The organism is Aeromicrobium camelliae (assembly GCF_003850045.1).
GTDB classification, from domain to species: Bacteria; Actinomycetota; Actinomycetes; order Propionibacteriales; family Nocardioidaceae; genus Aeromicrobium; species Aeromicrobium camelliae.
This window is the reverse complement of sequence record NZ_RQJX01000018.1, coordinates 45,835-69,191: the sequence shown is the minus strand read 5'-3', so window position 1 is coordinate 69,191 and position 23,357 is coordinate 45,835. Positions and strand designations below refer to the sequence as shown.

Annotated in this window: 27 protein-coding genes and 1 pseudogene; 15 read left to right on the top strand and 13 right to left on the bottom strand. The window is 68.5% G+C overall.

Features of this window, described 5'->3' with window-relative positions:
• Positions 1-395: 395 nt before the first annotated feature.
• Positions 396-1,319 carry a 5'-3' exonuclease gene (locus tag EHW97_RS12645; RefSeq protein WP_243696437.1) on the bottom strand — a complete coding sequence of 308 codons (924 nt, stop codon included), beginning with the start codon at positions 1,317-1,319 and terminating at the stop codon, positions 396-398.
• Positions 1,320-1,337: 18 nt separating this feature from the next.
• Positions 1,338-2,891, bottom strand: coding sequence for a M28 family peptidase (locus EHW97_RS12640; RefSeq protein WP_124237532.1), 1,554 nt, complete (start codon positions 2,889-2,891; stop codon positions 1,338-1,340).
• An 89-nt stretch (positions 2,892-2,980) separates the two neighbouring features.
• Between EHW97_RS12640 and EHW97_RS12635 the strand changes: the two genes are divergently transcribed.
• Both EHW97_RS12635 and lnt read left to right on the top strand, forming a co-directional pair.
• Entirely contained in the window at positions 2,981-4,063 is a 1,083-nt protein-coding gene (locus EHW97_RS12635; protein WP_243696436.1) for a M24 family metallopeptidase, read from the top strand.
• Entirely contained in the window at positions 4,060-5,511 is a 1,452-nt protein-coding gene (lnt, locus tag EHW97_RS12630; protein WP_124237530.1) for an apolipoprotein N-acyltransferase, read from the top strand. Before EHW97_RS12635 ends, lnt begins: the two co-directional genes overlap by 4 nt.
• 3 nt (positions 5,512-5,514) lie before the next feature.
• On the opposite strand, the gene EHW97_RS12625 is transcribed toward lnt, so the two are convergent.
• The 5 genes from EHW97_RS12625 to EHW97_RS12605 are packed head-to-tail and all read right to left on the bottom strand — an operon-like array spanning position 5,515 to position 10,330.
• Positions 5,515-5,892, bottom strand: coding sequence for an RNA polymerase-binding protein RbpA (locus EHW97_RS12625; protein ID WP_124237529.1), 378 nt, complete (start codon positions 5,890-5,892; stop codon positions 5,515-5,517).
• Between the two features lie 31 nt (positions 5,893-5,923).
• A complete protein-coding gene (locus EHW97_RS12620) occupies positions 5,924-7,270 on the bottom strand; it encodes an MFS transporter (protein ID WP_124237528.1) in 1,347 nt (448 codons plus the stop codon).
• Positions 7,267-8,040, bottom strand: coding sequence for a glycerophosphodiester phosphodiesterase family protein (locus tag EHW97_RS12615; RefSeq protein WP_124237527.1), 774 nt, complete (start codon positions 8,038-8,040; stop codon positions 7,267-7,269). The genes EHW97_RS12620 and EHW97_RS12615 overlap by 4 nt, the downstream gene beginning before the upstream one ends.
• Positions 8,041-8,085: 45 nt before the next feature.
• Entirely contained in the window at positions 8,086-9,621 is a 1,536-nt protein-coding gene (locus EHW97_RS12610; RefSeq protein ID WP_124237526.1) for a UDP-N-acetylglucosamine 1-carboxyvinyltransferase, read from the bottom strand.
• Positions 9,622-9,679: 58 nt separating this feature from the next.
• Positions 9,680-10,330, bottom strand: a complete 651-nt coding sequence (locus tag EHW97_RS12605; protein ID WP_124237525.1) for an MBL fold metallo-hydrolase — start codon at positions 10,328-10,330, stop codon at positions 9,680-9,682.
• A 17-nt stretch (positions 10,331-10,347) separates the two neighbouring features.
• Here EHW97_RS12605 and EHW97_RS12600 point away from each other — a divergent pair, with 17 nt between their 5' ends.
• The gene (locus tag EHW97_RS12600; protein WP_124237524.1) at positions 10,348-10,839 is read left to right on the top strand and encodes a phosphoribosyltransferase; all 492 of its coding nucleotides are present in this window, start codon (positions 10,348-10,350) and stop codon (positions 10,837-10,839) included.
• Positions 10,836-11,297 carry a GNAT family N-acetyltransferase gene (locus tag EHW97_RS12595; RefSeq protein ID WP_124237523.1) on the top strand — a complete coding sequence of 154 codons (462 nt, stop codon included), beginning with the start codon at positions 10,836-10,838 and terminating at the stop codon, positions 11,295-11,297. The genes EHW97_RS12600 and EHW97_RS12595 overlap by 4 nt, the downstream gene beginning before the upstream one ends.
• Here the strand turns inward: EHW97_RS12595 and EHW97_RS12590 are convergent.
• Positions 11,278-12,360 carry an alpha/beta hydrolase gene (locus tag EHW97_RS12590; RefSeq protein ID WP_124237522.1) on the bottom strand — a complete coding sequence of 361 codons (1,083 nt, stop codon included), beginning with the start codon at positions 12,358-12,360 and terminating at the stop codon, positions 11,278-11,280. The genes EHW97_RS12595 and EHW97_RS12590 overlap by 20 nt on opposite strands.
• 142 nt (positions 12,361-12,502) lie before the next feature.
• On the opposite strand from EHW97_RS12590, the gene EHW97_RS12585 reads away from it, so the two are divergent.
• Positions 12,503-13,084 carry a DinB family protein gene (locus tag EHW97_RS12585; protein WP_166367500.1) on the top strand — a complete coding sequence of 194 codons (582 nt, stop codon included), beginning with the start codon at positions 12,503-12,505 and terminating at the stop codon, positions 13,082-13,084.
• A gap of 213 nt (positions 13,085-13,297) precedes the next feature.
• Here the strand turns inward: EHW97_RS12585 and EHW97_RS15810 are convergent, their stop codons facing one another.
• On the bottom strand, positions 13,298-13,519 hold the full coding sequence (locus tag EHW97_RS15810) for a hypervirulence associated TUDOR domain-containing protein (RefSeq protein WP_243696435.1): 222 nt from the start codon (positions 13,517-13,519) through the stop codon (positions 13,298-13,300).
• Between EHW97_RS15810 and EHW97_RS12580 the strand changes: the two genes are divergently transcribed.
• Entirely contained in the window at positions 13,433-13,723 is a 291-nt protein-coding gene (locus EHW97_RS12580) for a GNAT family N-acetyltransferase (protein WP_243696434.1), read from the top strand. The two genes, EHW97_RS15810 and EHW97_RS12580, sit on opposite strands and share 87 nt — an antisense overlap.
• A gap of 12 nt (positions 13,724-13,735) precedes the next feature.
• Here EHW97_RS12580 and EHW97_RS12575 read toward each other — a convergent pair whose 3' ends face one another.
• Complete coding sequence (locus EHW97_RS12575; protein ID WP_208002029.1) at positions 13,736-14,158, bottom strand: DUF6098 family protein; 423 nt, start codon at positions 14,156-14,158, stop codon at positions 13,736-13,738.
• 128 nt (positions 14,159-14,286) lie between these two features.
• On the opposite strand from EHW97_RS12575, the gene EHW97_RS12570 reads away from it, so the two are divergent.
• The 4 genes and pseudogenes from EHW97_RS12570 to EHW97_RS12555 all read left to right on the top strand — a co-directional run bounded on the left by EHW97_RS12570 (position 14,287) and on the right by EHW97_RS12555 (position 18,570).
• Positions 14,287-14,736: a helix-turn-helix transcriptional regulator gene (locus tag EHW97_RS12570; RefSeq protein WP_124237519.1), complete on the top strand. Its 450-nt coding sequence runs from the start codon at positions 14,287-14,289 to the stop codon at positions 14,734-14,736.
• A 5-nt stretch (positions 14,737-14,741) separates the two neighbouring features.
• A pseudogene (locus EHW97_RS12565) lies at positions 14,742-15,152 on the top strand (VOC family protein).
• A 23-nt stretch (positions 15,153-15,175) separates the two neighbouring features.
• Positions 15,176-17,557: an ATP-binding cassette domain-containing protein gene (locus EHW97_RS12560; protein WP_124237518.1), complete on the top strand. Its 2,382-nt coding sequence runs from the start codon at positions 15,176-15,178 to the stop codon at positions 17,555-17,557.
• 320 nt (positions 17,558-17,877) lie between these two features.
• Positions 17,878-18,570: an MOSC domain-containing protein gene (locus EHW97_RS12555; RefSeq protein WP_124237517.1), complete on the top strand. Its 693-nt coding sequence runs from the start codon at positions 17,878-17,880 to the stop codon at positions 18,568-18,570.
• A gap of 35 nt (positions 18,571-18,605) precedes the next feature.
• On the opposite strand, the gene EHW97_RS12550 is transcribed toward EHW97_RS12555, so the two are convergent.
• The 3 genes from EHW97_RS12550 to EHW97_RS12540 are packed head-to-tail and all read right to left on the bottom strand — an operon-like array spanning position 18,606 to position 20,026.
• Positions 18,606-18,854, bottom strand: a complete 249-nt coding sequence (locus tag EHW97_RS12550; RefSeq protein ID WP_124237516.1) for a helix-turn-helix domain-containing protein — start codon at positions 18,852-18,854, stop codon at positions 18,606-18,608.
• The gene (locus EHW97_RS12545) at positions 18,854-19,351 is read right to left on the bottom strand and encodes a DUF2975 domain-containing protein (RefSeq protein ID WP_124237515.1); all 498 of its coding nucleotides are present in this window, start codon (positions 19,349-19,351) and stop codon (positions 18,854-18,856) included. Before EHW97_RS12545 ends, EHW97_RS12550 begins: the two co-directional genes overlap by 1 nt.
• Before the next feature lie 60 nt (positions 19,352-19,411).
• Entirely contained in the window at positions 19,412-20,026 is a 615-nt protein-coding gene (locus EHW97_RS12540) for a trimeric intracellular cation channel family protein (RefSeq protein WP_124237514.1), read from the bottom strand.
• 50 nt (positions 20,027-20,076) lie between these two features.
• On the opposite strand from EHW97_RS12540, the gene EHW97_RS12535 reads away from it, so the two are divergent.
• From EHW97_RS12535 to EHW97_RS12515, 5 genes are read left to right on the top strand one after another with little or no spacing between them, the layout of a single operon-like run.
• Positions 20,077-20,361 carry a DUF1905 domain-containing protein gene (locus EHW97_RS12535; protein WP_124237513.1) on the top strand — a complete coding sequence of 95 codons (285 nt, stop codon included), beginning with the start codon at positions 20,077-20,079 and terminating at the stop codon, positions 20,359-20,361.
• 29 nt (positions 20,362-20,390) lie between these two features.
• Positions 20,391-20,969: a DnaJ family domain-containing protein gene (locus EHW97_RS12530; RefSeq protein WP_124237512.1), complete on the top strand. Its 579-nt coding sequence runs from the start codon at positions 20,391-20,393 to the stop codon at positions 20,967-20,969.
• Positions 20,966-21,868 (top strand): DNA-3-methyladenine glycosylase family protein, encoded by a 903-nt coding sequence (locus EHW97_RS12525; RefSeq protein WP_124237511.1) that lies wholly within the window; start codon positions 20,966-20,968, stop codon positions 21,866-21,868. The genes EHW97_RS12530 and EHW97_RS12525 overlap by 4 nt, the downstream gene beginning before the upstream one ends.
• A 54-nt stretch (positions 21,869-21,922) precedes the next feature.
• Positions 21,923-22,744, top strand: a complete 822-nt coding sequence (locus EHW97_RS12520; RefSeq protein WP_124237510.1) for an HpcH/HpaI aldolase/citrate lyase family protein — start codon at positions 21,923-21,925, stop codon at positions 22,742-22,744.
• A gap of 10 nt (positions 22,745-22,754) precedes the next feature.
• Positions 22,755-23,357, top strand: coding sequence for a hypothetical protein (locus EHW97_RS12515; RefSeq protein WP_124237509.1), 603 nt, complete (start codon positions 22,755-22,757; stop codon positions 23,355-23,357).

The window sequence follows — 23,357 nt, the reverse complement described above, 5'->3', positions numbered from 1 at the left end:
GCAGTCCGGCCATGAAGGCCACCTGCGCGTCCGGGGTGCTCTCGATCATGTTCCTAATCTAGAGAAGGCCACCGACACTTTCCGGCCCTTGTGCACAGCACCCGGAAGCTGGTCGAGTAGGCCGGAACGCTAGCGGAGGCCACGGCTCCATTGCCCCTCGTTCCTCGGGCCTACTCGACCACCTACGGCGGGCTCGCCGCTACTCGACCACCTACCCGGTCCTAGGTGGTCGAGTAGGAGGTCGCTCAGCGACCGACATGGAGCCATCGCAAAAGGGGCGTAGCCGCGATGGAGAGCGACCAGCTGACCCAACCTGGTCTCGATACGGCCCTGGTTCCTCGGGCCTCCTCGACCCTCTAGTCCGTCACAGCTGCTCGAGTACCTGCGCGGAGCGCCTAGGACCGCGGGTGGCGGGTGGCGAGGACACGGTCGGCGGCGCCGCCGAGGCCCCAGCGCTTCCCGAACTCGGCGAACGCCTCCACCTCCCCGTCACTCAGCGGTGCCAGGGTCTGCGGTGCATCGAGATCGAGATCAGGGCGCACCTTGACGACCTCACGGGCGTTCCTGATGTAGTCGGAGGAGTCGAGGATGGACTGACGGACGCGCGGCCGCAGCGACGAGCTGTCGTCGGCCGCGGCGGCGAGGATCCCGTCCAGATCACCGAAATCGGCCAGCAGGGTCGCTGCCGTCTTCTCGCCGATGCCGGCGACGCCAGGCAGCCCGTCGGACGCGTCGCCGCGCATCACGGCGAAGTCGACGTACTGCTGCGGCTCGATCGCGTACTTGGCGCGCACCCACGCGGCGTCCACGACGTCGTGCTTGCCGACGCCCCTCGCGGTGTAGAGAACGCGAACATCGCGGGCGTCGTCGACGACCTGGAAGAGGTCGCGATCGCCGGTGACCACGTCGATCGGGCCGTCCCAGCGGTGCACGAGCGTGCCGATGACGTCGTCGGCCTCCGCCGCAGGCGCCCCGACGACGGGGATCCCGAGCAGTTCGAGTGCGTCGGCGATGATCGGAACCTGCGGAGCGAGCGTGTCGGGGGTCTCCTCTACATCGACTCCTGCCGTCTCTTCCACCACGCGGTGCGCCTTGTAGCTGGGGAGGAGGTCGACGCGCCACTGCGGTCGCCAGTCGTCGTCCCAGCACGCCACGATGCTGGTCGGTTCGTACTGCGCCGAGAGGGTGGCGACGAAGTCCAGAAGGCCCCGGACGGCGTTCACTGGTGTGCCGTCCGGGGCCTTCAAGGAGTCCGGAACCCCGAAGTAGGCCCGAAAGTACAGGCTCGCGGAGTCCAGGAGGATCAGTCGGCCGCTCATGGCCGATGATCTTATCGGTCAGCGACGCGACAGGTGGCCCGACGAATCGAACGTCGGACCGGCAGCGGCTCGCTTCCCCGTCGGGGCCACGCTGCCGTCCGGGAACAGCCCGCGCGGATTCAGCAGGAGCCGAGCGACGCCCCACGCTGCGGCATCGCCCAGTTCGTGAAGGGCATTGGTGTTGATCGCCGTGATGTCGTCGCAAGCGGTGTGGTAGCACGGGTCGTAGATCTCGCCCGCGGTCCCGCCGTAGATCTGCGCCTGCTCCGGGGTCTTGATCCCGTCGGCGCCGCTGAACACGCCGCCGGCCGGGATGCCCGCTGCGATGAACGGACCGTAGTCGGAGCGTCCGTCGAACTCCGTCGGCTCCCACGCCTGGTCTCGCCGCTCGAAGTAGTCCGTGAACACCTGCTTGATCTCACCCGACCCCGGAGGACCGGCCGCGCCCCCGGCCGACCCGTCGCCGTCGTAGACGAACCGGACGTAGTTGGACGAGCCGATCATGTCGAAGTTGAGGTTGGCGTAGATCGAGTTCAGCTCGTCCGACGAGAGTGAGTTGACGTAGTGCTCGGCGCCGAGCAGCCCCAGTTCCTCCGCGCCCCACCACGCGAAGCGCACCGGGCGTTCAAGCTTGCGGTCCAGCTTCGTCTTGCTGAGTTGCAGCGCGATCTCGAGGATGCCGGCGCTGCCCGAACCGTTGTCGTTGATGCCCGGACCCTCGGGGACGCTGTCGAGGTGGGCGCCGACCACGACGACCTCGTCGTCGCGGCGGTCGCCCTTCGCGGGGAGGTCGGCGATGAGGTTGAAGGTCTCGCGATCGGGATCGGATTCGACATCGGTCGCCACCGTCGCCTCGATGCCACCGGACTCGGCCAGGGCGACGCCGTCCTCATAGGAGACTCCGACGACGGGCACCGTCTTCGGTGCGCCGAGCGTGCCCGAGACGACCTCGGTGCGCCCGGGGTTGCCTTCGTTCATGACGATGACTGCGTCGTATCCGGCCGCGACCGCATTGTCGACCTTGACCGCGAAGTCACAGGTGCCCCGCTGGACGAGCGCGATCGCCGGGTCGGCCGGTGCGGGGGAGAAGTCCTCCGGTTCGCAGCCGGACGTACTGCTCGGCTCCGGTGTCGCCGGGATGACGATGTCCGTCGTCGGCACGACCGCACCCGTCACCTCGCCGTCGCCGGAATACGTGAACGTGTGGTGCTCGATCGGCTCACCGCCCGCCTCGAGGACGGAAGGTGACAGTTCCTGGAAGAACGGGAAGGTGAACGTCTGCCGGGAGACCTCGTAACCCGCACGTTCCAACTGGGTCTGAATGTAGTCGGCGGACGCTTCATAGCCGGGAAGACCGGAGGCGCGGTTACCGCCGTTCTGGTTGGCGATCACCTGGAACTGTCGCAGGTGGCGCAGAATGCCGTTCACCGTCACCGCGTCGGTCAACCGTTCTGCAGCGGCGATCGACGGGTCGGGCTTCGGCTTGTCGGGCCGCTTGGCGGCGGCAGGTTGAGCGGCGATCAAACCGCCGGTGAGTGCTGCCACAGCGGCAGCAGCGATGACTCTCTTCATGGGACCCCCCGATCCTCATGCCAGTAGTGATGCGCACCACCCTAAGACAGGCAGATCGCTACGACCAGAGGGTCGATAGGCTCGGCTGCGTGACCGAACGTCTCGTCCGTGCGCAGCGCGCCCTCGCCGATCACGACATCGACGCCCTGCTCGTGACGCCGGGGGCCGATCTGCGCTACCTCACCGGCTACCACGCACTGCCGCTCGAGCGCCTGACCTGCCTCGTGGTTCCCGCGAGCGGCGAGCCGAGTCTGGTCGTTCCGGAGCTCGAACGCCCCGCCGCAGAGGCCGCCGGCGTCGACGTCGCGATCCGCGGCTGGCAGGAGACCGAGGACCCGTTCGCGCTCGTCGCCTCGATCGTCGGCGAGGTGGACCGCATCGCCGTCGACGACCACATGTGGGCGTCCCGAGTCTTCGCGCTGCGTGAGGCGATCGCCGCCGAGCAGGTGCTCGGCGGACCGCTCGTGGCGGCGCTCCGCATGCGCAAGGAGCCTTCCGAAGTCGAGGCACTGCGCGAGGCGGGCGCGGCCATCGACCGCGTGCACCGACGCATGGGGGAGTGGCTTCGCGCAGGACGTACGGAACGCGAGGTCGGCGCCGACATCGCCCGCGCGATCATCGACGAGGGGCACGAGACGGTCGACTTCGTGATCGTCGCGTCCGGACCCAACGGCGCGTCGCCTCATCACGAGGTGTCCGACCGCGTCATCGAGCCCGGTGACCCTGTCGTGGTCGACATCGGCGGCACCACCGCCGCGGGCTACTGCTCGGACTCCACGCGCACCTATGTGGTGGGCGGGGAGCCCGATCCGGAGTTCGTGCAGCTCTACGACGTCCTGGAGGCGGCTCAACAGGCGCAGCGCGAACACGCAGGCCCCGGCGTCACGGCCGAGTCCGTGGACCGCGTCGGCCGCCAGATCATCGCCGACGCCGGCTACGGCGACGCCTTCGTGCACCGCACCGGCCATGGCATCGGGCAGGAGACCCACGAGGAGCCCTACATCGTCGAGGGGAACACGCTGATGCTCGCCGCCGGCATGGCCTTCTCGATCGAGCCGGGCATCTACCTGCCGGGACGCTTCGGCGCCCGCATCGAGGACATCGCCATCTGCACCGAGGACGGCCTCGACGTCGTCAACCGCACACCACGCAAACTCGTGCGCCTGCCATGAGAGCGCTCGTCGCGATCGCCGGGTCGGCGGTCGCGGGTGTTCTCGCCTCGTTCAACTTCGCGCCGTGGGACATCCCCGGCATGATGCTCGTGGCCGTCGCGGCCTGGCTCTGGCTCCTCCGGCGCGCCGCGGCTTCGCGGGTTCTGACCGTCCTGGCGATGGGGTTCACCTTCGGGTGGGGCTTCATGGGACCGACGATCTGGTGGATGAACGCCGTCGATCCGGCTGCATGGGTCGCACTCGTCACCGCGCAGGCGGTGTTCTACGCCGTCATCGCCTGGGCGTTGCGTGCGGTACAGCGGCTGCCGTGGTGGCCCGTCTGGACCGCCGTCGTGTGGGCGGCCGGCGAGAGCCTGCGTGGGGCGGTGCCGTTCTCCGGCTTTCCCTGGGGGCGGCTCGTGCACACGACGATCGACACTCCCCTCGACGCCTGGGTACGGCTGATCGGCATGCCCGCCACGTCGGCCCTCCTCGCGCTGTGCGCGGGACTCGCTGTGGCGGCGATCGAACGAGCACGCCGGCTGATTCCTGTGGCGGCGGTCCTCGCCGCTGTCGTGGGCGTCTCGCTGGTCCTGCCGACGGGGATCGCCGGCAGCGGCACGCAGTACCGTGTCGGCGTGGTCCAGGGCGGAACGCCGGGCCCGTTCCTGCAGTGGCCGCGCGGCGAGATCTTCCAACTGCACCTCGACGCGACCGAGCAGATCGACGAGCCTGTCGACATGGTGCTCTGGCCCGAGAACGCCACCGACATCGATCCGTTCACTCGCACCTGGGCCGCGGATGCCCTCAGCGAGGCGGCCGAGCGTGTCGGCGCGCCGATCCTGGTAGGCGGCCTCCTCGACGGTCCGACCGACGCGACGGCCTACAACGCGGGTTTCGTGTGGAGCGAGGACGGTCCCGGTGAGGCCTACGTCAAGCGACAGTTGGTGCCGTACGGCGAGTACGTACCGTTCCGGCAGCAACTGGGCGATCTCGTGCCGCGCTTCGACCGCGACATTCCACGCGACATGGTGCCGGGCGAGGAGCCAGGGTCGCTGCGCATCGGGAACGCGGTCATCGGCGACACGATCTGCTGGGACATCGCATACGACGGGGTCGTGCGCGAGGCAGTCGACGGGGGAGCGGAGTTCCTGGTCGTCCAGACCAGCAATGCGAGCTTCGAGGGCACCTCCCAGCTACGGCAGCAGTGGAACATCTCCCGGCTGCGAGCGATCGAGACCGGCCGCTATGTGGTCGTACCGTCGATCAACGGGATCAGCGGGGTCGTCGCGCCCGACGGCTCGGTCGTGGCGGAGGCTCCGCTGCTGAACCCGGCGACGATCGTGGAGACCGTCACCGGGGCGACAGGACGAACGCCAGCCCACACGATGGCGGCTCCGTTGGAGCTTCTCATCGGCGGACTGGCGTTGGTCGGGATCGTCGCTGGCTGGCGACGGGGCCGTCGCTGACGGTCAGGCTGTCTTCTTCTTGCGGCGATGCAGGTGCGGCGGACCGATCTCCCCGCCACGCAGCATCTCCAGACGCTCGCTGAGCAGATCCTCGAGCTCCTCGACGGAGCGCCTCTCCAAGAGCATGTCCCAGTGCGTGCGCACGGGCTTCTCGTCCGCGTCCTCGGTGGGCGCGTCAGCGCCGACGCGACGGCCCATCTGACCGGTCTTGGGGTCTTCCCATTCAGCCGGGATCTCCGCCTCGTCGGACATCGTCACGGTGAAGGTGCGGCCATCGGGCAGGCGGTACTCGACCTCCTGGCGCGGGGCCATCTCCACACCGCGTTCGTCTTCGAAGCTCTGTGCACCGAGTCGGGCGCCTCGCAATGCTCGTTCAGCCATGCTGCGTCCCCCTTTCGTGTCCTCTCACTGTTCAACGTACGCCATCGCCGTGAGATTCCCCTGAGAGTAGATCGTTCGCCCGGTCCCCGGTGACCTCGGGCACATGCAGCAGCAACGCCAGACCGACCGCGAGGACGATCATGATCCCGAGGATGCCCCAGCGGTCGCCGCCGCCGATCAGGACGAAGAGGCCGAACAGCGTCGGAGCGAGGAAGGAGACGGCGCGGCCGGTCATCGCGTAGAGCCCGAAGTTCTGTCCCTCCTTGCCGAGACGCGTCGCCCGAGTGAGGTAGGTGCGCGAGGCCGCCTGCGCGGGACCGACGAAGAGGCACAACGCGAGTCCGAAGATCCAGAACATCGCGGGCCCGCTGACGAACAGCAGCACCACAGCGACGACGAGCATCGAGACGAGGGAGGTGATGACGACACGTCGCGACCCCCAGGAGTCGTCGAAGTAGCCCGCCACCCAGGCCCCGACGGCGCTCACCACGTTGGCGGCGACCGCGAACAAGATGACGTCGGCCGCGGCGATGCCATATACGGACACCGCGAGAATGCCGCCGAAGGTGAAGACGCCGGAAAGCCCGTCACGGTAGAACGCGCTGGCGATGAGGAACCTGAGCACGTCGCGATCGTCGCGCCACATGGCGCGCAGCTCGGCGAACAGCACGCGGTACGACTCGACGAATCCGACGTCCGCCCGGTCGGGACTGACCTCGGCAGGAAGCTCCGGCACGCTGAGGAACAGCGGGATCGCGAAGAGCAGGAACCAGCCGGCGGAGAGCAGCGCGACGAGGCGGATGTTGAAGCCGTTCTCCGTCGAGAGCCCCAGGAGCCCGCCGTCGCCGCTGATGAAACCGAAATAGCAGATCAGGAGCAGGACGATCCCGCCCACGTAGCCGAACGCCCACCCGATGCCGGACACCCGGCCGACCGTGTCCGGAGTCGACACCTGGCGCAGCATCGCGAAGTACGGCACCTGTGACAGTTCGAAGGCGATCGACGCCAACGAGACCAGCAGCAACCCGAGCCACAGGTAGTGGTAGTCGTCCTCGACGAAGAACAAGGCCGCCGTGAGTGCCACGACGACGAACGTGAGTGTCGCCAGCGTACGCTTGCGGCGCCCCGAGGCGTCGGAACGCTGCCCGAGGGCCGGCGCGGAGACCGCGACGATGAACGCACCCGCGCCGATCGCCCAGCCGTACCAGGTGCTGGCTGAGATCGATCCGGGCAGATCGTCACCCACGGCATCGACGAGGTACACCGAGAACACGAACGTGATGATGACCGCGTTGAAGGCCGCCGAGCCCCAGTCCCACAGGCTCCACGCGACGACCTTGCCCCGCTGGGGCCGCTGTCCCACGGCAGACGACGTCATGCCGACTCCTCCCTCCACTGTCCTCGGGAGACGAGGACGTCTTTGAGCAGATCCGTCCGATCGGTCATGATGCCGTCGACGCCCATGTCCAGCAGCCGGTGCATCGCCGCCGGGTCGTCGACCGTCCAGACGTGCACCTGCCGTCCCGACCGATGGGCACGTTCGAGGAAGGCCGGCGTGAGGACCCGTAAGCGCCCGTGGTGCTCGGGGATCTGGAAACAGTCCACCGGCCCCGCCACCGCGCGGCCCAGGCGCATTCTGGCGACCTCGATCGACGAGGCGGAGAACGCCGCCTGAGGCAGACGTGAACGGAGTCGCTGCAGTCGACGGTGCGAGAACGAGGCGAGACAGACCCGGTCGACGGCCTCGACGTCCTCCAGGACGCGGCACGTCGGCTCGATCGCGTCGGCGGCCTTGACGTCGATGTTGAAGCAGGCGGCCGGGAACGCCGTCAGCAGCGCGTCGAGGCGGACGATCGGCTCGCGGTCGCCGAGCAGGAGCGCGTCGAGTTCGACCGACGTGAGTGTGGCGATGGCCTGGTTGTCGCCGGTGAGCCGCGACAGGCGCGCGTCGTGGACGGCGTAGGGGACGCCGTCGCGGGTGGCACGGACGTCGGTCTCCAGATGCCGGTACCCCAGGTCGTATGCGTGCTGGAACGCCCTGAGCGAGTTCTCGACACCGACGTTGTCACCGGTGTCGGCCCCACCGCGGTGCGCGAAGGCGAGGGGAGGTGGGGAGTCGAAGAAGCGGGTCGTGCGGCCGGGGTCCACGGGACCACCGTATTGCGTGACGGCGGTCCCGTGGACCAGGACGGCTCAGATGTCGCGGAAGGTCTCGATCTGCGCGCCCAAGGCGTTGAGCCGGGTCGCGAGATCCTCATAGCCGCGGTTGATGACGTAGACGCTGCGAAGCACCGACGTGCCCTTGGCGGCCAGCATCGCCAGCAAGATGACCACGGCGGGCCGCAGCGCCGGCGGGCAGACCAGTTCGGCCCCGCTCCAGTGGGTAGGCCCCTCGATGAGCACACGGTGCGGATCCATGAGCTTGACCCGAGCGCCGAGCTTGTTCAACTCGGTCAGGTAGATGGCCCGGTTCTCGTACACCCAGTCGTGCAGGAGAGTCTGACCGTCCGCCGTCGCCGCGATGACCGCGAAGAAGGGCAGGTTGTCGATGTTCAGGCCCGGGAACGGCATGGGGTGGATCTTGTCGATCGGCGCCTTGAGTTTCGACGGGTACGTCGTGATGTCGACGAGCCGCGTCTGACCGTTCTCGGCCATGTACTCGGCCGAGCGCTCGTAGCGGAAGCCCATCTCCTCGAGCACGGCGAGCTCGATCTCCATGAACTCGATCGGCACGCGGCAGACTGTGATGTTGGAGTTGGTGACGATGGCGGCGGCGATGAGGCTCATGGCCTCGATCGGGTCCTCGCTCGGCGCGTAGTCGACATCGGTCCGGATGTCCGGAGTGCCGTGGACCCGCAATGTCGTCGTGCCGATGCCTTCGATCCGCACACCGAGCTTCTCGAGGAAGAAGCACAGGTCCTGGACCATGTAGTTCGAGCTCGCGTTGCGGATGACGGTGACGCCGTCGTAGCGCGCGGCAGCGAGCAGCGCGTTCTCGGTGACGGTGTCGCCGCGCTCGGTGAGGACGATCGGGCGCTCGGGGCCCGTACCTTCGGCCGCCGAGGCGTGGTAGCTGCCCTCGGTGGCGACGACCTTGAGACCGAACGGGCGGAGCGCGGTCATGTGCGGCTCGACGGTACGGGTGCCCAGATCACAGCCACCGGCGTACGGCAGCTGGAACTCGGGGACGCGGTGCATGAGCGGACCGAGGAACATGATGATGCTGCGAGTGCGACGAGCGGCCGCCGCGTCCATGCCGGCCAGGTTGAGCTCCTCGGGGACGACCAGTTCGAGGTCGTTCTGCTCGTTCAGCCAGCGCGTTTTGACGCCGATGGAGTCCAGCACCTCGAGCAGGCGGTTGACCTCCTCGATGCGGGCCACCTTGCGCAGCACGGTCGTGCCGGTGTTGAGCAGGGACGCGCACAGCAGCGCGACGCCGGCGTTCTTGCTCGATTTCACGTCGATCGAGCCGCGGAGCGTCGTGCCGCCCTTGACCCGCAAGTGGCTGGGGCCGGAGGTGCCGACGCTCACGATCTCGGAGTCGAGTGCCGAGCCGATCCGGGCGAGCATGTCGAGGGTCAAGTTCTGCTGCCCCTTCTCGATGCGGTTGACGGCGCTCTGGCTCGTGCGCAGCTGCGTCGCCAACTGAGCCTGGGTGAGGCCCGAGTGCTGACGCGCGTCACGGATCAACGTGCCGATGCGCGCCAGGTAGTCGTCGCGTTCAGTCATAAGTTCCACCGTATCTCAGATGTGAGATAAAGGTCGTACGTGGACGGCGCGTCGCTCGTCACACCTGCGTCGACTCGGTCTGGCCGAGCCGACGCAGGTCGGCGATGCCGCTGAAGTTCGCCACGTGGTTCCAGTAGATGTCATAGGCCGCGTCGGAGATGGTGCGGTCGTGGATCGGGAACGCCGTCGCCGGCGCCACCTGCTGGGCGAAGGCGATGGTCTCCGAGACCTTCGCCCACGGTGCCGAGAGGGGGAGTGCCAGGACGTCGACGCCCGACGGGATAGTCGCGTAACTGTCACCGGGATGGAAGAGCGTGGGACCCGAGCCCCCGCTGAGCAGCACGCCGACGTTCGCTACCCGGGGGAGCTGCGGTGCGATCTCCGCATGGAGCTCACCGACTGCCTGAAGCTTCGTCGCGGCGAACTCGACGATGTCGCCGTCACGATGCGCCCGCCACGGTGAACCGAGCTGGTCGGCCGTCTCGGGGTCGGCGAGCGCGACCGCGTCCGGGTTGCGGTCCAGCAATGCTCCCGACCGCTCGCGGTCGAGATGGTCGGGGTGCTGGTGGGTGACCACGATGGCGTCCAGTCCGTCGAGTGCGAAGACCTCGTCGGTGCTGAATACGCCGGGATCGAAGAGGACCCGCGCGTCCTCGGTCTCGACGAGGACGGCCGCATGGCCGAATCGGGTGACCAACATGCTCTCCATCGTGACACGATGGAGCTATGTCGCAGCGCGAGGTCTTGACGTGGGAGGGGTACGGCGTCGCGGTGCGAGCGTTGGCGCAGAGCGTCGCCGACAGTGGCTTCGTGCCCGACGTGGTGCTCGGGATCGCCCGTGGTGGCCTCATCCCGGCAGGCTCGCTGGCCTACGCCCTGGACTGCAAGAATCTCTTCACCATGAACGTCGAGTTCTACACGGGTGTCGGCACCACCCTTCCTGCGCCGCAGCTGCTCCCGCCGTTCCTCGACTTGGAGGAGCTACGAGACGTCTCCGTGCTCGTCGTCGACGACGTCGCCGACAGCGGCCGCACCCTCGAACTCGTCGTCAACGCCTGCCGCGATCACGCCGCCGAGGTGCACTCCGCGGTGATCTACGAGAAACCGCGCTCGGTCATCGCACCCGATTACGCGTGGAAGCTCACCGATTTGTGGATCCACTTCCCCTGGTCGAGCGAGCCGCCGGTGACGCCGCGCAGCGGGGTTCTGGACGCGTGAGCGTGCAGATCCGCGAGGCCGACCTGCACGATGTGGCCGTCGCGACCTTCCTGACCTCGCATCTGGCCGAGCTGCGCACGATCTCCCCGCCGGAGAGCACGCACGCACTCGATCTCGACGGGTTGGGGGATCCCGCGGTGACGGTGTGGGTCGCCTATGACGAGGACCAAGTCGTCGCCAGCGCCGCGCTCAAGGACCTCGGCGACGGTCACGGGGAGCTCAAGTCGATGCGCACCGCAGCTGACCGGCAGCGACAGGGCCTGGGCCGACTCATGCTCGCTCGCGTCCTCGACGAGGCCCGGCGGCGCGGGTTCACCCGCGTGAGCCTCGAGACCGGCTCGGAGGACTTCTTCGCACCGGCCCGTCAGCTGTACGCGCGTGCCGGCTTCACCGAGTGCGGACCGTTCGGTTCCTACCGTCACGATCCGCTCAGCACCTTCATGACACTGGCCTGGTGACCATCGTCGCGAAGTCCTCGACGGCATCGCACACCGCCGCGAAGCGCGGCGAGTGGAACTGATCGAAGCCGTGCTGCGCGCCCGGCAGCTCGGCGTACACGACCCGCTGCGACGAGACCTGCCCCAGCCAGGCGACGAAGGCCCTCGCAGTGAAGGCGCTGAGGTATGTGTCGTGATCGCCGTGAACGATGAAGAACGGCGGTGCGGCTGTGCCGTCGTAGGCGCGCGGATCCGACGGGATCGTCGAGCGCGAGCGCTGCCGTCCGTAGTAGCCGTACAACCCCACCACGCCACGGACCGGCTCCCCGCTCATGCCCGCGAGGGTCGCCAGCTGGGCGCCGGCCGAGCTTCCAGCGATGACGATGCGCTCGGGGTCGGCGCCGAGCTCCTCGGCATGCTCGCCCACCCAGGCGATGAGACGTTGCACGTCCTGGAGATTGGCGGGGAACTCACCCTCGGGAAGCAACCGGTAGTCGGCGCTGATGCTCACCCACCCGTGTCGTGCGAGGCGATGCAGCAGCGGCCGCGCGTCGCGGTTCTTGCGTCCTCGGACGAATCCGCCGCCGTGAAGGTGGATGAAGACGGGTGCGCGGCGCCCCGGACGACGGCGGCGGACGTAGTAGTCGAAGGACTGAGCAGGGTGGGGGCCGTAGGCCACGTCCCGAACGAGCCGTACCGCGCGCGGAACCGTGGGCCACGGCCAGATCACGAAGCGCCACCATGGGCGCGGCCGGCGCGCGGGGGACAGCCGCGCGTCGTGGAGCGCCGCCTCGAGAACCTCTCGGGCACGCAGTCCGCGTCGCAGGATCGGGACGACCCCGGCCGCCGTGAGCAGTGCGAGGGCGAGTGCCAGCATCCCCGGCCATGCGAGCAGTCGATGGCCCGGAGCCGCGAGTGCCGTGAGCGCGGCCAACGTCCACCAGACGACGAAGGGCAGTTCCCCGGTTCCGACGGCGAGGTAGAAGCTGAGCCGCGCCAGCAGCGGCCGCCGACGCACCGGGCGCAACGTCAGCACCACCGCGAGCGCGATGACGCCGACGACGATCAGGTACGCCCAGGGCACGGCTCACCCGTCCTCGACGGTGCTGCGCGCGGCGACCATGCCCCGAGTATGGGTCAGCCGAGCTGCAGGCGTCCGCACAACACGAGAACGATCCTGTGCCGGCCGCTCGACGCTGTCGGCGGGTCCGGCTAGCGTGCCGACTATGGACGACACGGCCTGGCGCTCGATTCTGGTGCACTACCTGGAACGCGCTCACCGCTCCGTACTCGGAGCGGTCGAGGGGGTGGGGGAGTATGACCTCCGGCGGCCGCTCACGCCGACCGGCACCAATCTTCTGGGCGTGCTCAAGCATCTGGCGACCGTGGAGCACGGCTATCTCGTGCAGCTGCCGGGCCGGACCAGCGACGTCGACGCCCTCATCACGTGGAACGACGACGCGAGCATGGCCGCGAACGCCGAGATGTGGGTCGAGCGATCCATGTCGAGCGGTGAGGTCATCGCCCTGTTCACCTCGGTCGGTACAGCGTCGCGCGCCACGTTGGAGGAACTGCCTCTCGACACTCCGGTCACGGTGCCGTGGTGGCGGGCGGAGAGCCGCGACACGACCCTTGGGCTCCTCGCCGTGCATGTCATCGCCGAGACGGCACAGCACGCCGGTCACCTGGAGATCCTGCGCGAACAGCTCGACGGTCGCACGGCCACTCCCGATGACGAGGCTCGCGACGAGGACTGGTGGAACGGCTACGTCGCCAAGATCGCGTCCGAAGCCGAGCATTTCGCCTGAGGACCAAGAGCGGCGAAGCGCTCGCATCACCTCTCGACGCCGTTCCCACGCCCCGGTCGACCACAACGCGGCCACGGCCAGCACAGGCTGGAAGAACAGGCGCACGAGACGGGCACGATCGGTGGTGAGACCGAAGGCGTCCGTATGACTGAGTTACTGGGTGACGTTGCCGGGAAACGACGGTCGTGTCGTCGTCGAACGAAACGCGGCTCATCAGCGTTTGTCCAGCGACTCTTCCCGATGTGCGGCCCGGGCGCCGGTCTTGCCCGACTCCACGATCCAGTAGGGCTCGTCCGCGCTGGCGTTGAAGGTCTGTCCCTCGAACTCGAAGCGTTCGACGCGCTCCTCGTGGCCGAACTCGACGGCGAGCTCGTCGGTACGGTCATCGCTGGTTGGGACGGTTGGCGTGCCCACCTGTATCGGCTGGCGGTTCATCCCGCCCGGCGCGGCCACGGCATCGCGCAGACACTGCTCGACGCGGCGGAGCATCGCCTGTACCGCCTCGGTGCGCCACGCTTCGACGCCATGGTGCTCGAGGGCAATGAGCTCGGCGGGGGCTTCTGGACGGAGCGCGGCTACGCGCCCCAGGAGGAGTGGCGACGCTGGGTACGCGCCGCTGACGCGACCACGGAGCCGTGATCGCCGCGCGGGTCAGTCCTCCGGACCGTTGCCGGCGTCGAAGTTGCTCGTGTAGACGTCTTCGGCCTCCGCCAGGAGGTCGTCGGAGAGCCGGGCGAGCGGGACGACGTCGACGAGCAACGGTTCACAGTCCGGACCCCGTCCGGCCAACGTTCCGGTCAGCGCCCACGCGTGGCGCTCGGGGTTCTTCTCGTGGAGATGCTTGTACTGGCAGAGCTGCCGGGCCAGCCAGTCGCGGACCGGACACGTCCACCACGCCTCGGGGGTGAGCGGGTTGACCGACAGACCGGGCAGTTCCAGACCGCTCTCGGTGTCGAAGCTGCCGGACGAGGCGTCGGCGTCGTAGCCCTCGGAGTAGCGCACGTAGACCGTCTCATCCCGCTTGAGCAGATCCTCGAGCTCCTCGAGTGAACTCACCACGTCGATCGTCTCCACCGCGCACCACCTCACGTTCGTCGTTGCGCCCTCGTACTGCCCCACGTCGCCGTGCGTGAATCGACGACGCTCCCATCGTGCCAGCGCGCTGCTAGGCATTGTCGGCGGGACGTGACACGATCTCGCGTGTGAGCAACCGAACGGTCGACGAGGAACGTCTGCGCGAACTCCTGCTGCTGCGCCGGGTTCGCGATCGGATCGACCGCGAGTACGCTCAGCCGCTCGACGTCGAGTCGCTCGCGCGCGGCGTTCATATGTCAGCGGGGCATCTCAGCAGGCGGTTCAAGATCGCGTACGGCGAGTCGCCCTACTCGTACCTGATGACCCGGCGCATCGAGCGGGCGATGGTGCTGCTGCGTCGCGGCGACCTCAGTGTCACCGACATCTGTTTCACCGTCGGCTACGGCTCCCTCGGGACGTTCAGCACCCGCTTCACCGAGCTCGTCGGCATGTCGCCCAGCGCCTACCGCGTCAAGGCGGCGCAGGACGCGGCGGGCATTCCGCCTTGCGTGGCCAAGCAGGTCACCAGACCGATCAGGAATCAAGAAGCGCTCTCGCGTCAGCCGCAGCTAGCGTGACCGTCATGAGCCTGATCATTCATTACACCTTCCTCCCGCACACGGACGCCGACGCCGCCCTGGCCTTCTACCGCGACGCCCTCGGATTCGAGGTCCGCAAGGACGTCGGATAAGAGGACATGCGCTGGATCACGGTGGGACCGCCGGAGCAGCCGGAGACGTCCATCGTGCTGCACCCGCCGGCCGCCGATCCGACGATCAGCGACGCCGAGCGCCAGACGATCCTCGAGCTGATCGCCAAGGGCAACTACGGTGCCCTCACCCTCGCCACCGAGGACCTCGACGCGACCTTCGCGAAGCTCGAGGCGTCCGGTGCCGAAGTCCTCCAGGAGCCGACGGACCAGGATTACGGGGTGCGCGACTGCGCCTTCCGCGATCCGGCCGGCAATCTCATCCGCATCAACCAGCTGGCGTGAGCCGCACGAAAGGGTTCAGAGGTATGACCAGCAGCGAGCAGGCGTCGGTGGCCGCGCACGTCGCCGACAGCCATGACCGGATCCGGGTGCACGGCGCCCGCGAGAACAACCTCAAGAACGTCACCGTCGACATTCCCAAGCGGCGGTTGACGGTGTTCACCGGTGTGTCCGGTTCCGGCAAGAGCTCGCTCGTGTTCGGCACGATCGCCGCTGAGTCGCAGCGGATGATCAACGAGACGTACAGCGCCTTCGTGCAGGGTTTCATGCCCACGCTCGCGCGGCCCGAGGTCGATCTGCTCGAGGGGCTGACCACGGCGATCATCGTCGACCAGGAGCGCATGGGTGCCAACCCCCGCTCGACGGTCGGCACCGCCACGGACGCGAACGCCATGCTGCGCATCCTCTTCAGCCGGCTCGGCGATCCGCAGATCGGACCGCCGACCGCCTTCTCGTTCAACGTCCCGACCCGCCGGGCGGGCGGCGTCATGAAGACGGAGAAGGGCGGCCGCGTCGAGAAGAAGGTCGTCCGCGACGCGGTCTATCTCGGTGGAATGTGCCCGAAGTGCGAGGGCATGGGCCACGTGTCGGACTTCGACCTCACGGCGTTGTACGACGACTCCAAGTCGCTCGCCGAGGGTGCGCTCACGGTGCCCGGTTACAGCATGGACGGGTGGTACGGCCGGATCTTCGCCGGTGCGGGACTGCCGCTCGACAAGCCGATCTCCGCCTTCACCGACAAGGAGCGCGAGAAGCTGCTGTACGCCGAGCCGCAGAAGATCAAGGTGGAAGGCGTCAACCTCACCTACGAGGGACTCATCCCGAAGATCCAGAAGTCGATGCTGTCGAAGGACGTCGAGGCGATGCAGCCTCACGTGCGGCGGTTCGTCGAGCGGGCGATCACCTTCGACACGTGCCCGGAGTGCGAGGGCACACGGCTGACCCGCGAAGCTCGATCCTCGACGATCAAGGGCAAGAACATCGCCGACCTGTGCGCCATGCAGATCAGCGACCTCGCTGCATGGGTGCGCGAGCTCGACGAGCCGTCGGTGGCACCGCTGATCGCCGGATTGCAGCACCTGCTCGACTCCTTCGTGGAGATCGGCCTGGGGTACCTCAGCCTCGAGCGCCCTGCCGGCACGTTGAGCGGGGGAGAGGCGCAACGCACCAAGATGATCCGCCATCTCGGCTCCTCGCTGACCGACGTCACCTATGTCTTCGATGAACCCACGATCGGTCTCCACCCGCACGACATCGACCGGATGAACGACCTGCTGGTGCAGTTGCGCGACAAGGGCAACACGGTGCTCGTCGTGGAGCACAAGCCCGAGACGATCGCGATCGCCGATCACGTCGTCGACCTCGGCCCGGGAGCGGGCACCGAGGGCGGCACGATCTGTTACGAGGGGAGTGTGGAGGGCCTGCGCAGCAGCGGCACGGTCACCGGCAAGCACCTCGACGACCGCGCCCACCTCAAGGACGAGGTGCGGCGGCCGACCGGCGTGCTCGAAGTGAGGGGAGCGGACACCCACAACCTCCAGGACGTCGACGTCGACGTGCCGCTCGGCGTCCTGTGCGTCGTCACCGGCGTCGCGGGCTCGGGCAAGAGCTCGCTCATCCACGGTTCGGTCGCGCCACGCGACGGCGTCGTGGTGATCGACCAGGGTGCGATCAAGGGCTCCCGCCGCAGCAATCCCGCCACCTACACGGGCCTGCTGGAGCCGATCCGCAAGGCGTTCGCCAAGGCCAACGGCGTGAAGCCGGCGCTGTTCAGTTCCAACTCCGAGGGTGCCTGCCCCACGTGTAAAGGTGCCGGCGTCATCTACACCGAACTCGGGATCATGGACACCGTCGAGACGCCGTGCGAGGAGTGCGGCGGCCGGCGATTCCAGACCGCCGTCCTGGAGTACACGTTCGGCGGTCAGAACATCGCCGACGTACTCGACATGTCCGTCGACGAGGCGCTCGCGTTCTTCTCCGAGGGCGAGGCGAAGACGCCGGCCGCCCACAAGATCCTGGCGCGGCTGTCGGATGTCGGTATCGGTTATGTCAAGTTGGGGCAGCAGTTGACCACCCTCTCGGGCGGGGAGCGGCAGCGGCTCAAACTGGCCAGCCAGATGGGCGAGGCCGGCGACGTCTACGTCCTCGACGAACCGACGACCGGCCTGCACCTGGCGGACGTCGAGAATCTGCTGGGATTGCTGGACCGGTTGGTCGACGGCGGTAAATCGGTCATCGTCATCGAGCATCACCAGGCCGTCATGGCGCACGCCGACTGGGTGATCGACCTGGGTCCGGGCGCGGGACATGACGGCGGGCGCGTGGTCTTCGAGGGCACACCGGCCGAGCTCGTGGCCGACCGGTCGACGCTCACCGGGCAGCATCTCGCGTCGTACGTCGGTGCGTGAGTTTGCCGCGGCCACTGGGACAATCGCGGAATACTCGATAGAATCCGCGAAAGGGGAGTACTTCACAAGGCCGGACCCGGTCAGTACGGACATCCCACGATGGCCCCGGGCCGCCGCCCCAGCGGGGCGAAGGAGACCTTGACCTCGCTGCTCGAGGAGGCCCCATGCTCGCCGCCATCGTCGATGTGAGCATCGCTCTGCTGATTCTGACCGCCCTGGTGATCTCCTGCGCGGCCCTGTCCGGAGGTCCACGACCCCGAGGACGCGGCCGCTAGGCGTCGAGCGTTCCGCGCGCGTGACCCGCATGGGACCCTAACCCCATGCGGATGACAGTGGCGCGACTGCGACGATATCCGGTCAAGTCGATGGGCGGCGAGTCGCTGGACTCCGCCGAGCTCGATCTGCGCGGCCTCGTCGGCGACCGTCGGTACGCGGTCGTCGACGAGGCCGGCTTTCTGGCCTCGGGAAAGAACACGAGGAGGTTCCGCCGTCGCGACGCCATCTTCGACTACACGGCGCGCATGACCGACGACCACGACGTGCTGGTGACGAACGGTCGGCGCGAGTGGCAGGTCGGCGACCAGAACCTCGCCGACGAGCTCTCCAGCGCCATGGACGCGCGGGTGACGATCGAGGCGGATCGCACCGCCGCTCACCAGGATGAAGCGGCCGTCTCATTGATCAGTACGGCGACGCTCGACTGGTGCGCGGCCCGTTGGAGCATCGACGCCGATCCGCGACGCCTGCGCACGAACCTGGTGATCACCGCTGACGAGCCGTTCACCGAGGAAGCCTGGGAAGGCCGTGAGCTGACGATCGGCGACGGCGTCCGTCTGCGCGTCACGCGGCGCATCCCACGGTGCCGGATGATCGACGTCGATCAGGACGGCGCCGTCGCCGAAGGTCGGTGGCTCAGGTCGCTCGGTGCCGAGCGCGACACGCGCATCGGCGTCTATGCGGAAGTGATCGACGGCGGAACCATCCGTACCGGCGACGTTCTCAGCCCCTCCTGAGACGTCTCCGCACTGCGCCGATAATGTGCATTATGTCAACTTACGGAGGAAGGCGTGGATGCGCCCCCGTCGTACTCCTCGGCCGGCTCGAAGCGCAGCAGGTCCCCCGGCTGGCAGTCGAGCGCCTCGCACAGCGCCTCCAGTGTCGTGAATCTGACGGCTTTGGCGCGGCCGTTCTTGAGCACGGCGAGATTGGCAGGCGTGATGCCGATGCGTTCGGCGAGTTCGCCGACGGCCATCTTGCGCTTGGCCAGCATGACGTCGATGTCGACGATGATCGGCATCAGATCACCTCGCCCAGCTCGGCGCGCAGATCGTGCGCCTCGACCTCGCGCGCAACGGCCTGCGCCAGGAGCGAACGCATGACGAACACCAGCAGTGCGACACCGAAGGCGGTGACCGAGAGTCCGCAGATCAGCAGCACCACGCCGGGCGCCGCCGCCTCCCCCGGTGCCAGCGTGACGGCCAGCGCGAAGATCAGCACCGCGGCGGCGACGACCGCACCGATGATGACGTCGACGTAACGGAACGCTCCGTGCGAGAACACCGTGCCCCGGCGAACCATCGTCAGGAGCCGCCAGACGCAGACGAGTACCACTTGGGCGGTCACGAATCCCAGGATCACGATGACCACGACGGGGATCTGCACCGCGGACAGGTCTCCCCCGGCCTCATCCAGATCCACGCGCAGCAAGGGCGCCATCACACCCTGAACGAACAGGGATCCGGCGAGCAACAGGACGATCACGACCCGCAGTGCCAGAACGGCGAGCTTTCCCATGGCCCACTCCTTCACTCGACTGTCGATAAGTATATAGCGACAGTCGATAGATGGGAAGTGTCACGCCCGGCGTCGTGCTCCCGGAGCCGACCATCCGCGTCGCATGGAGACGAGCCGCAGCCCGAGGCACAGCAACGCAGGGAACACGTAGAGCACCCCGAGCGGCTCGAACTCCTGCAGGGCGACAGTGAGCGTCGCGCCGACGACGGCGGGGATCGCGTACAACTCACCGCTGAAGACCACGGGAGTGCGGCCGGACAGCACATCGCGCACGACTCCGCCGCCGATCGCGGTGATCACCCCGAGCAGCGCGCCGGTCGCCGGAGCGATGTCGTGCTGCAGCGCGGCGATCGTGCCCGTGACGCAGAAGGTGGCGAGCCCGACTGCGTCGAGCACCATGATCACGGGCTCGCGGCGACTCACCCGGTCGTGCTGCCAGAAGACGAGGGCGGCGGCCAAGGTAGCGGTCAAGAGCCGTTCCCAACTGGCGACGTTGACCGGAGGTGCGACACCGAGCAGAACATCGCGGATCGCGCCGCCACCGAGTCCGGTCAGCATCGCCAGTGCCAGCAGTCCGATGATGTCGAAGTCGCGCCGCGCACCCACGAGCGCGCCGGTCATCGCGAACACGAAGATCCCGGAGAACTCCAGGGCCGCGAGCACTGCATCGGTCACCGGGACATCGTAGGGGTGGACTGTCGGCGGCACGTGCGACGATCGAGCCTGTGTACACGTTCGAGGCCCGCGTCGAGCGGTTCGAGGGCTCGGCCGCCTGGCATTTCGTGATGCTCCCCGAAGACATCACCGACGAGATCGAGGACGCCGCTCCCCTGCGCGGTGGCTTCGGATCGGTCAAAGTACGGATGAGGTGCGGGAGCTCGGTCTGGGAGACATCGATCTTTCCCGACACCAAGCGCGGCAGCTTCCTGTTGCCCATGAAGAAGGCCATTCTGCGAGCGGAGGCCGTGGGCTACGGCGACCTCGTCCAGCTCGAACTGGAGATCCGGTAGGTCCGTACCATGGGGGGCGAGGTGGTTCGATGGACGGCGATAGCCGACGCCGAGCGGCGCACTACCGGACGAGCGCCGACCAGGACGCCCGCTCCGACGGGGCGTCCGAGGAGACCAGCGAGGCCGAATCCGGCCGCGATCGGCGCTTGGAAGCTCACGCGCTCTGGGTCGACCAGCAGATTCGCGCCGCCATGGCGCGCGGGGAGTTCGACGACCTGCCCTACTCCGGCAAACCTCTCCCCGACGACGTCATACGACGCGACCCCGACTGGTGGCTCAAACGACTCGTCGAACGCGAGCAGATCTCCGGGGTCCTGCCGCCCGCTCTGCAGCTGCGCAAGGACGATGCCGCCCTCAACGACACCCTCGACCGCCTCGGCTCGGAGCGTCAGGTGCGAGAAGAACTCGAGTCGTTCAATCGCCGGGTGATCGAAGCGCGCCGCCAGCTGCTCGGCGGTCCCCCGGTCGTCACCCCGCTGCGTGACGTCGATGCCGAGGTCGCCGCCTGGCGTGACCGCGCCGTCGAGCGACGGCGTCGTGCGGAACGAGCCCGCGTCCAGGAACGTGACCGCCCCGCGCCGCGTCGACGCTGGTTCTGGCACCGATGAACGGCGACGTCACCACGACCGTCGACCTGCCTGGCCCGTACCACCTGCATCGTTCCCTGGCCATGCTGCGTCGGGGTCCGGGCGATCCGGCCCTTCGTTTCGACACCACCGGCGCATGGCGGGCCACCCTCACTCCGGACGGGCCGGCCTCGCTGCGCCTCACGCCCCTCGCTGCCGATCGGGTCGGCGTCGCGGCCTGGGGGCCAGGGGCCGAGTGGGCCGTCCGGCAGGCGCCACGTCTCCTCGGCTACGAGGATCGCCCGGACGAGTTCCGTCCGGACCTCGCCTGGCTCGCGGATCTCCACCGTCGCACGCCCGGTCTGCGTCTCCCCCGCACCGATCGCGTCCTGGAGGCGCTCATCCCGGCCATCCTCGAGCAGAAGGTCCTCGGCGTCGATGCGTTCGCGGCGTGGCGGCGCTTGCTCCAGCAGCACGGCGACCCGGCGCCCGGTCCGGTACCGCCGGGACTGCGCGTCCCCTTGTCGGCGGAGCGTTGGGCTCGCCTCGCCGTGTGGGACTGGCATCGCGCGGGCGTGACACCTGAGCGGTACCGCACCGCGCAGGCGGTGGCGCGGATCGGCGACCGCTGGGAACACCTCTCCCCCGACCGCCTGCGCGCGGCGCTCCGTGCGGCGCCGGGGGTCGGGCCCTGGACGGTCGCGGAGACCCTGATGCGCGCACGCGGCGACGCCGATGCGGTTCCCTGGGGCGATTACCACCTGGGGCGCATCGTCGGCACGGCCTTCCTGGGACGGATTCTCGACGATGACGCCGAGGTCGCGAAGCTGCTCGCGCCGTTCGCTCCGCACCGGTACCGCGCGCTTCGGCTGCTCACGTTGCACACCCGGGTGGAGCGACGCGGACCGCGCCGAAGCAGGGTCGATGTCCGGCGCTGGTGACCGCCGCGCGATAATAAGAGGGTTCCCTCATGTTTCCGCCCGTGATTGGCCCGAATGACTGCACTCTCCTCCTCGTCCCTCGCCCAGCTCGACGTTCCGACGGCTCTCGCCCGCTCGTGGCGACTCATCGCCGCCGACACCCTCACGCCTGACACCCCGCGGATCGCGGACGTCCTGGTAGCCGACCTCGAGGACGGAGTGCCGGCCGAGCATAAGGAGGCCGCGCGGGCCACGCTGACGGCGTGGCTCGACGGCGGACGCGAGGCCTGGGTGCGCATCAACACCGCCGGTGGCCAGGAGTGGGAGAAGGACGTCGCCGCGCTGCGGGACCGCCGCGGACTTCAGGGCGTCATGCTCGCGATGGCCGAGACCGCCGAGCAGGTCGAACAGACCATCGCGGCGTTCGGTGACGTCCCGGTGGTGGCGCTCATCGAGAGTGCGCTCGGTGTCGAGAATGCCGGCGAGATCGCTCGCGCCGGCGTCGTGCGCATCGCGTTCGGCACCGGCGATTTCCGCCGCGATCTCGGCATCCCCGGCGACCGCACCGCGCTGCTGTACGCCCGCTCGCGACTCGTCGTGGCCAGCCGGGCGGCGCGGCTCCCCGGCCCGATCGACGGGCCGACCGTGGGCGACGATCCTGTCGTCGTCGCTGACGACACCCGCCACGCTCTGTCATTGGGCATGACCGCCCGGCTCTGCACGTCCGACCAGGCGGCGAGTGTCGTCAACACCACGTGTGCGCCGACCCCGGCCGACGTCGCCGCGGCGCGCGCCTTCGTCGCGTCGCCCCCCGAAGGCTATGCCGGCGCGATCGCCCCGCGTCTCGCGCAGGCCAAGGACACGCTTCGCCGCGCGGAGGCCTACGGGATCGAGTGATACTGGGCCGATGCTGTGGTCGTTCACCGGATACATCGCCGGTCTCGGAACGACCTCAGGTCTGCGCATCGTCATCGGCCACTGGACCGCATCGCCCTTCGGTGCGTTCAGCGACGTGATGCTGGAGACCGCGTCCGGGATGCGCGTCTTGCTCGCACCCGACGAGCAGGTCGCCGACTTCGTGGCAGCAACCTACCGATTCGACGCCGTGGTCGTCGGACCGGTGGCGGTTCGGGTGGTCGACGACCAGTGGGACGTCACGGCCCCTGACCTGGATCTCCACGTCGAGGTCGGCGGCCGGCGGACGCTCGGCCTCCTGCTGCGGACCGTCCCTACGAGGGTGCGCGACAGCCTCTGGTGGGCTCGCGCCATCGACCTGCTGGCGAGGACTCTTCAGCCCGGAGTACGCACCTACGGTTCTGCGGGCTCGGACCGCACCGAGTGGTACGCCGCGAGCGACGTGCGGTCGGTCAGCGCCGCCTGGGGCACGTTCCGCGGCGACCCTGTCGGCACGATTGCGCCGGTCGTTCCACCCGTCCGCTTCGGCTTCGGTTCCGCGCCGCGCTCCCCCAGCCTGACGACGGTCCGGTCCTTCGTGCGATCAGCCGGCTAG

Coding starts and splice junctions, on each gene's coding strand:
- EHW97_RS12645 (WP_243696437.1), bottom strand. CDS start 1,319: ATGAGCGGCCGACTGATCCTCCTGGACTCCGCGAGCCTGTACTTTCGG.
- EHW97_RS12640 (WP_124237532.1), bottom strand. CDS start 2,891: ATGAAGAGAGTCATCGCTGCTGCCGCTGTGGCAGCACTCACCGGCGGT.
- lnt (WP_124237530.1), top strand. CDS start 4,060: ATGAGAGCGCTCGTCGCGATCGCCGGGTCGGCGGTCGCGGGTGTTCTC.
- EHW97_RS12625 (WP_124237529.1), bottom strand. CDS start 5,892: ATGGCTGAACGAGCATTGCGAGGCGCCCGACTCGGTGCACAGAGCTTC.
- EHW97_RS12620 (WP_124237528.1), bottom strand. CDS start 7,270: ATGACGTCGTCTGCCGTGGGACAGCGGCCCCAGCGGGGCAAGGTCGTC.
- EHW97_RS12610 (WP_124237526.1), bottom strand. CDS start 9,621: ATGACTGAACGCGACGACTACCTGGCGCGCATCGGCACGTTGATCCGT.
- EHW97_RS12605 (WP_124237525.1), bottom strand. CDS start 10,330: ATGGAGAGCATGTTGGTCACCCGATTCGGCCATGCGGCCGTCCTCGTC.
- EHW97_RS12600 (WP_124237524.1), top strand. CDS start 10,348: ATGTCGCAGCGCGAGGTCTTGACGTGGGAGGGGTACGGCGTCGCGGTG.
- EHW97_RS12585 (WP_166367500.1), top strand. CDS start 12,503: ATGGACGACACGGCCTGGCGCTCGATTCTGGTGCACTACCTGGAACGC.
- EHW97_RS15810 (WP_243696435.1), bottom strand. CDS start 13,519: ATGAACCGCCAGCCGATACAGGTGGGCACGCCAACCGTCCCAACCAGC.
- EHW97_RS12560 (WP_124237518.1), top strand. CDS start 15,176: ATGACCAGCAGCGAGCAGGCGTCGGTGGCCGCGCACGTCGCCGACAGC.
- EHW97_RS12555 (WP_124237517.1), top strand. CDS start 17,878: ATGCGGATGACAGTGGCGCGACTGCGACGATATCCGGTCAAGTCGATG.
- EHW97_RS12550 (WP_124237516.1), bottom strand. CDS start 18,854: ATGCCGATCATCGTCGACATCGACGTCATGCTGGCCAAGCGCAAGATG.
- EHW97_RS12545 (WP_124237515.1), bottom strand. CDS start 19,351: ATGGGAAAGCTCGCCGTTCTGGCACTGCGGGTCGTGATCGTCCTGTTG.
- EHW97_RS12530 (WP_124237512.1), top strand. CDS start 20,391: ATGGACGGCGATAGCCGACGCCGAGCGGCGCACTACCGGACGAGCGCC.
- EHW97_RS12525 (WP_124237511.1), top strand. CDS start 20,966: ATGAACGGCGACGTCACCACGACCGTCGACCTGCCTGGCCCGTACCAC.
- EHW97_RS12520 (WP_124237510.1), top strand. CDS start 21,923: ATGACTGCACTCTCCTCCTCGTCCCTCGCCCAGCTCGACGTTCCGACG.
- EHW97_RS12515 (WP_124237509.1), top strand. CDS start 22,755: ATGCTGTGGTCGTTCACCGGATACATCGCCGGTCTCGGAACGACCTCA.